The 1,688-nt window shown below is 62.9% G+C and carries 1 pseudogene; it reads right to left on the reverse strand.

From position 1 onward, the window contains the following. A pseudogene (locus AO501_RS38040) lies at positions 1–1,688 on the reverse strand (hypothetical protein); the annotation flags it as partial.

The raw sequence follows: 1,688 nt of genomic DNA on the forward strand, positions 1-1,688 counted from the left end.
CCCACCCCCACATTGCCCGACCCCACATTGGCCAACACCCGATTGAGCCCGGTCGCCAACGACTCCGGCGACAACGCCGTATGCACCCAGCCCGAGACCGCGCTGCCCAGACTCACCACACCCGTGCCACCGGTATTACCCGCCAGCCCAGCGACATTCGAGTTCAACCACCCCGACAAGCCTGAGCCGTAGTTGCCGAACCCGGAGTTACCGCCGGCGCCGGAATTAAAGAACCCCGACGACGGCGCCACACTGGTGTTGAAGTAGCCCGGCCCGCCGGGGAACGCCAGCTCGGCAATGACGCTGCTGGGCAGATGAATACTCGGCACCGTCAACGCCGGAGTCCCAAACGCCCCCAACCCAATCGAAGGAATCGTAAACACCGGCGTCGTCAACGCCGGCACACTAACCTGCGGCAGCTCAAACCCACCCAACCCCACAGACGGAATCGTGAACACCGGCGTCGTCAACGCCGGCACACTGACCTGCGGTAAAGCGAAGCCGCCCAACCCGATTGACGGAATCGTGAACACCGGCGTCGTCAACGCCGGGGTACTGATCTGAGGTAGTGCGAAAGCAGCCAGACCGATGGGGTCAATTGACAACGGCGGAGTCGTGATCGGCGGAATGCTGATCTCCGGCAGGACGAACCTGGCCAGACTGATCGGATCGATCGTGATGGGCGGTGTGGTGATCGGCGGTGTCACAATCTGCGGCAACGTAAAGCCGCCGGTGCCAATTGGATTGATGGTGATCGGTGGCGTCGTGATCGGTGGCGTGGTGATCTGAGGCAGCGTAAACGCTGCCGCGCCAATCGGATCGATCGTGATCGGCGGCGTGGTGAACGTCGGCGTGGTGAGTTCCGGCAGGGCAAACCCGGGCACCGCAATCGATGGGATGGTGATGGCGGGTGTCGTCAACGCGGGAAGGCCGAACCCGCCGATCGTGAACGATGGAATGCTGAACTCGATGCCGCTGATCGTGAGTGGGCCGAACTGAATGTAGGCGGGAGGACCTCCGGCCGGATTTCCGTTGTTGACTTGGGGATTGACGACTCCCCCACCGATTTGCGGGTACGTGCCGGAAATACCCGTCGATGCAAAAGTGATGTTGTTCGGCAGATACGCGACGAACTGAACGTTCACCGTGGGCAGCGTCAGGGTCAGATCTTGCGGGCCGATTTGGGGTGTGGTGAAGCTGCCGGTGGTGATGCTGCCGATTGTGAATGACGGAATGGTCAGCTGGGGCAGGTTGAATCCGCCCACGGTAGTGCCGGACGGGATGCTGACCGGCGGGATTGTGATGGGCGGAAGGGTCAGTTTGGGAAGGTCGAAGGCGCCCAGGGTGATGCCGGCGGGGATGGTGATCGAGGGAAGATCGATCCCCGGAATGCTCAGCTGGGGCAGATCGAAGGCGCCCAGGCTGGTGCCGGCCGCGATGGTGATCGACGGGATATCGATCGACGGAATAGTGAGCCGAGGCAGATCGAAAGCGCTGACATTGATGCCGGCCGGGATGGTGATCGGCGGAGTGGTGATCGACGGGATGTTCAGTTTGGGGAGATTGAATGCGTCCAGGCTGGTGCCGGCGGGGATCGTGAGCGGCGGGATGGAGATCGAGGGCACCGTGATCGGCGGCAGGCCGAACCCACCCACCGTGATCCCCGCCGGGGTGCTCGAGGCCGGAAT

Origin of the sequence: Mycobacterium gordonae (assembly GCF_001417955.2) — a bacterium.
Taxonomy (GTDB): domain Bacteria; phylum Actinomycetota; class Actinomycetes; order Mycobacteriales; family Mycobacteriaceae; genus Mycobacterium; species Mycobacterium gordonae_B.